Origin of the sequence: Paenibacillus allorhizoplanae (genome assembly GCF_927798215.1) — a bacterium.
GTDB lineage: Bacteria > Bacillota > Bacilli > Paenibacillales > NBRC-103111 > Paenibacillus_E > Paenibacillus_E allorhizoplanae.
This window is the reverse complement of sequence record NZ_CAKMMW010000018.1, coordinates 160,969-168,550: the sequence shown is the minus strand read 5'-3', so window position 1 is coordinate 168,550 and position 7,582 is coordinate 160,969. Positions and strand designations below refer to the sequence as shown.

The 7,582-nt window shown below is 46.8% G+C and carries 5 protein-coding genes; 4 read left to right on the top strand and 1 reads right to left on the bottom strand.

The window, feature by feature from the left end; genetic code table 11:
• Together L6I86_RS25000 and L6I86_RS24995 are read left to right on the top strand one after the other, a co-directional pair.
• A partial coding sequence (locus L6I86_RS25000; RefSeq protein ID WP_276574893.1) for an exosporium glycoprotein BclB-related protein occupies positions 1-957 on the top strand: 957 nt, incomplete at its 5' end.
• A 294-nt stretch (positions 958-1,251) separates the two neighbouring features.
• Positions 1,252-2,820 (top strand): exosporium glycoprotein BclB-related protein, encoded by a 1,569-nt coding sequence (locus tag L6I86_RS24995; RefSeq protein WP_236291119.1) that lies wholly within the window; start codon positions 1,252-1,254, stop codon positions 2,818-2,820.
• A 132-nt stretch (positions 2,821-2,952) separates the two neighbouring features.
• Here L6I86_RS24995 and L6I86_RS24990 read toward each other — a convergent pair whose 3' ends face one another.
• Positions 2,953-4,677 carry a sigma-54 interaction domain-containing protein gene (locus L6I86_RS24990; protein ID WP_236291118.1) on the bottom strand — a complete coding sequence of 575 codons (1,725 nt, stop codon included), beginning with the start codon at positions 4,675-4,677 and terminating at the stop codon, positions 2,953-2,955.
• A gap of 232 nt (positions 4,678-4,909) precedes the next feature.
• On the opposite strand from L6I86_RS24990, the gene L6I86_RS24985 reads away from it, so the two are divergent.
• Together L6I86_RS24985 and pruA are read left to right on the top strand one after the other, a co-directional pair.
• A complete protein-coding gene (locus L6I86_RS24985) occupies positions 4,910-5,824 on the top strand; it encodes a proline dehydrogenase family protein (protein WP_236291117.1) in 915 nt (304 codons plus the stop codon).
• Positions 5,825-5,883: 59 nt separating this feature from the next.
• Complete coding sequence (gene pruA, locus L6I86_RS24980) at positions 5,884-7,455, top strand: L-glutamate gamma-semialdehyde dehydrogenase (protein WP_236291116.1); 1,572 nt, start codon at positions 5,884-5,886, stop codon at positions 7,453-7,455.
• Positions 7,456-7,582: the final 127 nt, after the last annotated feature.

Genomic DNA, 7,582 nt, shown 5'->3' with positions numbered 1-7,582 from the left:
GGTGTAGCTGGAGCAGTTGGAGCAACAGGAGCAACGGGTGCAGATGGAGTAGCTGGAGCAACAGGAGCGACAGGAGCAACAGGTGTAGCTGGAGCAGTTGGAGCAACAGGAGCAACGGGTGCAGATGGAGTAGCTGGAGCAACCGGAGCAACAGGTGCAACAGGTGTTGTTGGAGCAACAGGAGCAACGGGTGCAACAGGAGCAGTTGGAGCAGTTGGAGCAACAGGAGCAACGGGTGCAACAGGTGTAGTTGGAGCAGTTGGAGCAACAGGAGCAACGGGTGCAACAGGAGCAGTTGGAGAAGTTGGTGCAACCGGAGCGACTGGAGCAACAGGTGTAGTTGGAGCTATTGGAGCAACAGGAGCAACGGGAGCAACAGGAGCAGTTGGTGCAACAGGAGCGACTGGAGTAGGCGGTGCAACAGGAGCAACAGGAATACCAGGGGCATCAGCGATTATTCCTTTTGCATCTGGCGTACCAGTACCATTAACAGCAGCTTTATTAAATACGGTTGGAACACAAGGATTAATTGGTTTTGGTGACAGTGGAACAGTTGCATCACTCTTTGGCGGACCAATCAGTATTGCCGGTGGACCGGGTCTGCTGCAAAACTTAGCATTTTCGATTCCGCGTTCTGGTATTTTAACTGCCATTTCAGCTTACTTTAGTGTAACAGCAGGAATAACTTTATCAGGAACAGTCACGATTACAGCTAGAGTGTATACTTCTCCAACACCAGATAATACTTTTACTGAGGTAGCAAGTGTATCATTGACTCCTGCTTTAACTGGACTTTTAACCTTGGGTCAAATTACTGCCGTAACAGCAACATTACCGAATATTGTTGTTACTGCTGGAACTCGGGTATTAGTAGTCTTTTCTGCAACTACAACTTCTATATTAGACGTTGCAGCAGTGATTGCTGGTTATGCTAGTGCTGGATTATCAATTAACTAATTCGATTAAAATAGTAGAGTAATTGTTTGAACCACTTAGCTCTTCTTTACTTATAAACTCTCATTCGTATATCGATTGATTGCATATAAGTAAGAAGAGCTTTTTTATGATCGATTTTTAAGATAAGAATGCATGATGATATACAGTTGCCTTTTGTTGCTTCTATTGAAGAAACATTTTTCCTATACATATAGTCATATGCATATTTTGGAATGGACAACCATCTATTGCCAAAAAGTACAGACAAACCTCTGGGATAATCCGTATGATGAAGCATCACAGGAGGTGTTGTAGTTGAGTCTCTTAGTTGGCAAAAAGAAAAGTACCACGACAGTGAAAAAACGTGTAATTATTAAAAAAAGTGGGGCGAAGCTCCATAAAGTAAGTGGATGCGGCTGCCATAAACGTAAGAAAAAAGTGAAGAAACACTGTCACAAAATTGTATTTGTAAAAATCAAGCGGAAATGCTGTAAAAAAGGCCCAAAAGGAGATCGCGGTCCACGCGGCTTTAGAGGTTTCACAGGAGCAGCAGGAGCAGCAGGGGCAGTAGGAGCGGCTGGTGCAACAGGGGCAACCGGGGCAACCGGAGAAGCAGGAGCACACGGTGCAACTGGAGTAATTGGAGCAACAGGAGCAACAGGAGCAACAGGGCCAAAAGGGCCAAAAGGCAAAAAAGGCGACGATGGCGATAGAGGTAAAAGAGGCCATACAGGCCCAACAGGTCCTAAAGGGGATCATGGACACCATGGACCAGCAGGAGCTACTGGAGCAACAGGACCATACGGGATTGGGGGCATTGGACCAACTGGGGCACCAGGAGCAGCGGGAGCAATGGGGCCAATAGGGCCAATGGGTCCAATGGGTCCAATGGGGCCGTTAGGTCCGATGGGTCCGATGGGTCCAATGGGGCCGTTAGGTCCGATGGGTCCGATGGGACCAACGGGTGCAGGAGCAACGGGTCCAATGGGACCAATGGGTCCGATGGGACCAACGGGTGCAGGAGCAACGGGTCCAATGGGACCAATGGGTCCGATGGGACCAACGGGTCCAGGGGTAGGAGAAACTGGAGCGACGGGAGCAACAGGTGCGCCAGGGACAGCTGGAGCAGTAGGAGCAACAGGAGCAACGGGTGCAGCAGGAGTTGCAGGAACAGTAGGAGCAACAGGAGCAGCAGGAGCAGTAGGGGCAACAGGAGCAACAGGAGCAGCAGGAACCGTAGGGGCAACAGGAGCAACAGGAGCAGCAGGAACAGTAGGAGCAACAGGAGCAGCAGGAGCAGTAGGGGCAACAGGAGCCACGGGAGCAGCAGGAGCAGCAGGAACAGTGGGAGCAACAGGAGCCACGGGAGCAGCTGGACCGGGATCCATTATTCCATTTGCATCAGGTATTCCAGTAGCATTAGCTTCTGTTTTAGGTGGGTTACTCAGCACAGGCGGCCTTATCGGATTCGGAAGTTCAATCGATAATGTTGTTGTTGGTGGAGCAACTATTAATCTCTCAGCCAGCGGAGGACTTCTGGACTTTGCATTCTCGGTGCCTCGTGCTGGGACAGTCACATCCTTATCTGCATTCTTCAGTGTCACGCTTGGCGTCACGTTGTTAAGCCCAGTGACTGTTACGGCCACCTTGTATAGAGCACCTGCTGGCAGTAATATCTTCTCGCCGACAGCTGCTGTAGTTCCGTTAACCCCGCCATTAAGCGGCTTGGTTACCATAGGTACTACTAGAAATGCTATTCTTCCATTTGCTGTAACAGTTGCAGCACAAGATCGCCTCTTAATGGTATTTTCCCTGGATACAGGAGGTCTGGATCTTCTGGAAACTGTTGTCGGCTTTGCGAGTGCCGGTATTACAATCAACTAAAGTTTATATAATCGTATCGTCATACGTAATTCAAAACCGAGCTCATTTTAACTACCATTCATTACCTAGTCTATTACTAGGGTTGAATGGTAGTAACTTGAGCTTTTCTTTTTCGTGTTCTAGGTACTCGGCTTACTCCAGATCAAATTCTTTCATCTTATTATAAAGTGTTCCGCGAGAAATCCCGAGAAGTTTGGCTGCTGCGCTTTTATTACCCGCGGTTTTGGCTAAAGCTTCCACAATTAATGTGATTTCATCCACTTCAGTGACGTTAAACTGAATACTATTGGATTCTACATCCTGAATTAGACTTGGTTGCTGCTCTTGTAAAGCAGGTGGTAAATGTTCAAGCGTGATCATCTCATCTTCATTTAAAATAATGCACCGCTCTATGATATTTTTCAATTCTTGAATGTTGCCAGGCCAATTGTATTGGGACAACGCTAGAATCACTTCTGGCGACAGACTAGGTGCTGGTTTCTGGTAATGCATTGAAAATTGCTTCAGATACATATGAACCATCGCCGGGATATCTTCGTTTCGTTCGCGCAAAGGCGGGATTCGGATAGAAACAACATTCAGCGCATAGTAAAGATCAGTTCTGAATTCATGGGAAGCAACCTTGCTAGCAAGATCCTGCGTAGTTGCAATAATAATGCGAGTTCTTACACTGATAGGTTGATTACCGCCAGAACGGACAAGCATTTGTTTCGTGATGTATCGATAGAGTTTGGCTTGAAGCTCCAGTGACATTTTCTCAATTTCGTTAATAAATAGTGTGCCCTCTTTGGCTAATTCTAATTTGCCGGGTTGACCACTTTCGTTTCCACTGAATGCCCCGCCTTGATAGCCGAACAATTCCGTCTCCAAAATGCCAGCAGGTACAATGCCGCAATGAACAGTTATAAAAGGCTGAACCCTTCGCGAGCTTGATTGATGAATAATTTGGGCGAGTTGCTCCTTCCCAACACCTGATTCTCCGATGAGCAGGACGGGGGAATCCGTAGCCGCGACTTTTTTGGCCCATTGAATAACTTTGCCGATGGCAGGCCCCTTTCCTTTGATAAGGGCAAAAGGGTCATCTTGCGACGCTTCATTCGGAAGCCCAACGGACTCGACTGTTGTTAATTGTTCGTTTAGTCGCACCAATTGGGTAATATCTTGTTCAGTTGCAATCCCGCCGATAATCGTGCCTGCGGCATCTTTGATCGGTGATGCATTAATGAGTACATGTGTGTCAGGTCTTGGGCGGTGATATGTATTGCGAATGAGTCTGCCTTCATCTAACATTTTCAAAACCATTAAGGTTTCCACATCGAAATGTTCACCTATGCGCTTGCCAACTATGTCTTCACGCGGCAGCCCATAGAGCTCTTCTGCGACAGGGTTCCAACAAATCACGGCACCATCCCGATTAACAACGGTGACGGCGTCAGTCACAGTATCTGCGAGAGCAGCGAAGTAGGCGTACCACTTCTGCCCTTCATTCATCACGTATGCGGCATATGCACCTAGGGGGACATAGCCTAGAATAGAATCTTGTTGTTCATTGGTGCAAAGAAAGGAGCGAGTTTCTCTACGTTTAAGCTTCTGAATGTGGTCGGGGTCTTGGAGCTCCTTCAATGAGAAACTTGGAACGTTAAAATAGTTCATGTTTACAAGATGTGCAAGCATCGTCGATGCTTCAAAAGCTTTCAATAACTCTGCATCCTCTGGTGTAAATAATGCTACGGCACCTTCTTGTTGGACGATTACGGCGGTTCCTTTTTGAATAATAGAAATGAGCTCCGTAAATGTCGTCTCTATTGGAAGTGTTTGAATCTGTGTGTTTAATGGAAAGTGTTCAGGAATGAACATGTTAACCCTCTTTTATCCGCCTTATTTGGTTTTAATTTACCATGAAAAGGTAGGTGATTCAACACAACTTGGCTCTATGATGAATATTGTACAGATATGAAAGGAATTAGAGGTGTGTTGTACAAGTTTTAAATTATTTTTAAACATACAGTGTTCAAAAATGAAAATAAAGTGTATAATTCGATTATAAATTAAACACAAGTGTACAATTTCTTCTTGGAGGCAACCACAAATGGAACTCATGATGCGTAATATGTTTCAATCCCTAGGCAAAAGTCGCGCAGCCAATCGCTTAGCGAAGAAATATGGACTCCGATTTGGCGCAGCACGCTTTGTAGCTGGTGAGACGATTCAGCAATCGATCAATGCCGTGCGTGGTTTGAATCAAGATGGCCGCGTGGCGACGTTGGACCATTTGGGCGAGTTTGTTTTTAGCGAGGAAGAAGCGTTAGAATCGGCTGCAATGTGCATCCAAACCCTCGACGCGATTGCGGAGTCGGGCGTTCGCTCCAATTTATCCTTGAAGATGACTTCCTTAGGATTAGATATTAGCAGAGAGCTTTGCGTAAGCAGCATGAAACGGATTTTGGATCGTGCGCGGATGCATGGGAATTTTGTTCGTATCGATATGGAGGATTATGCGCATTGTCAGGTTTCGCTTGATATTTACCGCGAGCTTCGTCAAGAATACGACAATGTCGGGATCGTGATTCAGGCTTATCTGTTCCGCACTCTGAAGGATATTGATGATTTACATGAGCTTGGCGCGAATTTGCGGTTGGTGAAGGGAGCTTATAAGGAGTCTCCTGAGGTTGCTTTTCCAGAGAAAAGTGCTGTCGATGAGAATTACAAAGTCATTATTCAGAAGCATCTGTTGAATGGACATTATACAGCTGTCGCTAGTCATGATGAGGCGATTATTAATTTCACGAAACAATTCGTGAGTGAGAATAACATCGGGAAAGATCAGTTCGAGTTCCAAATGCTTTATGGAATCTGTGAAGATTTGCAAAAGCAACTCGTGAAAGAAGGCTACCGTGTCCGCATTTACGTGCCATATGGCGTGGATTGGTTCGGTTATTTCATGAGAAGATTAGCAGAGCGTCCAGCCAATGTCTGGTTTGTGCTTAAAAATATGTTCAAATAAAGTTCAAATAACCGAGTAAACAAATAAATAGCTTTCTATCCAGAGAGGAGCCATTATACATGACTACATTATCAACGAAGGTAATTCCATACGCGAATGAACCGTTTACTAATTTTGCACTAGAGGACAATTTGAAGGCGATGCAAGATGCTATTGCGAAGGTGAAGGGCGAGCTTGGGCGTGAGTACCCGCTATATATTGGATCTGAGAAGGTCATGACGGAAGCAAAGATTACATCAATTAATCCAGGCAATGTGGATGAAGTGATTGGGTACGTGAGTAAGGCTGATCAGGCTTTGGCTGAAAAAGCAATGAACACCGCACTCGAAACGTTCGAGTCCTGGAAGAAGGTTCCCGCTAGAGAGCGCGCGGAATATTTATTCAAAGCGGCGGCACTTATGCGTGCTCGTAAGCATGAATTCTCAGCACTGATGATCCTTGAGTCTGGTAAAAACTACGTCGAAGCGGATGTCGATACCGCGGAAGCGATTGATTTCATCGAGTTCTATGCGCGTGAAATGATCCGTTTGAGCGAGATCAATGAGTCACAGCCTTTGGTACGCATTCCTGGTGAGAACAACCAGATTTCTTATATCCCGCTTGGTGTTGGCGTTGTGATTCCGCCGTGGAATTTCCCGCTTGCAATTTGTGTAGGAATGACGGTTTCTGCGGTTGTTTCCGGGAATACGGTATTGCTGAAGCCAGCTTCTACGACACCAGTTATCGCACATAAATTTGTTGCTTTGATGGAGGAAGTAGGTCTGCCAGCAGGCGTGATCAACTTCATTCCGGGCAGTGGTGCTGAGGTTGGCGACTATTTGACGACGCATCCGAAAACACGTTTTATCTCTTTCACTGGTTCGAAAGAAATTGGCTTACGCATTAACCGTTTGGCTGCTGATGTGGCTCCGGGTCAAATTTGGATTAAGCGAGTCATCGCTGAAATGGGTGGAAAAGACGGCATCGTCGTCGACGAAACGGCGGATCTGGATGCAGCTGCAGCTGCGATTGTAGCTTCGGCTTTTGGCTTCCAAGGTCAGAAATGCTCCGCAGGTTCGCGCGCAATCATCGTAGAGTCGGTTTACGATGAAGTGGTTGAGAAAGTTGTCGCTTACACGAACAGACTACAAAGCGGTCTGCCGGAGTTGAACTTCGCGGCAGGTCCAGTGATTGATAAAGCATCGTATGAGCGGATTTTGGACTACATCGAAGTTGGCAAAAGCGAAGGCACGCTGCTAGTTGGCGGCGGCAAAGCCGAAGGTAATGGCTATTACATTCAGCCAACTGTGTTCGGTGATGTGAGCGGCAAGGCGCGTTTGATGCAGGAGGAGATCTTCGGGCCAGTGCTCGCGATTGCGAAAGCCGCGAATTGGCAGGAAGCGATTGCGATGTACAACGATACGGAGTTCGGGTTGACAGGGTCGTACTTCTCCACGGACGAAGATCGCATCGCAGAAGCCTTAGAGACCGTTCATTGCGGTAACTTGTATATCAACCGCAAATGTACAGGAGCACTTGTCGGCGTACACCCCTTCGGCGGGTTCAACATGTCGGGTACCGACTCCAAGGCTGGCGGCTACGACTATTTGATGTTGCTGACGCAAGCGAAGTTGACTTCGCGTAAGGTGTAGGTTTAATTGCTTACTGAAAAGCAGGCGACAATATGTATAGGCGGCCCCACTTCGATGAAGTGGGGTTTTTATGTTGTAGCGAGCCCAGCAAAGCTGAGCACAACTAAATTTATGAAATGTAATTCGA

Excerpts from the sequence above, each read along its gene's own strand:
- L6I86_RS24990 (WP_236291118.1), bottom strand. The coding sequence starts at position 4,677 with ATGTTCATTCCTGAACACTTTCCATTAAACACACAGATTCAAACACTT.
- L6I86_RS24985 (WP_236291117.1), top strand. The coding sequence starts at position 4,910 with ATGGAACTCATGATGCGTAATATGTTTCAATCCCTAGGCAAAAGTCGC.
- pruA (WP_236291116.1), top strand. The coding sequence starts at position 5,884 with ATGACTACATTATCAACGAAGGTAATTCCATACGCGAATGAACCGTTT.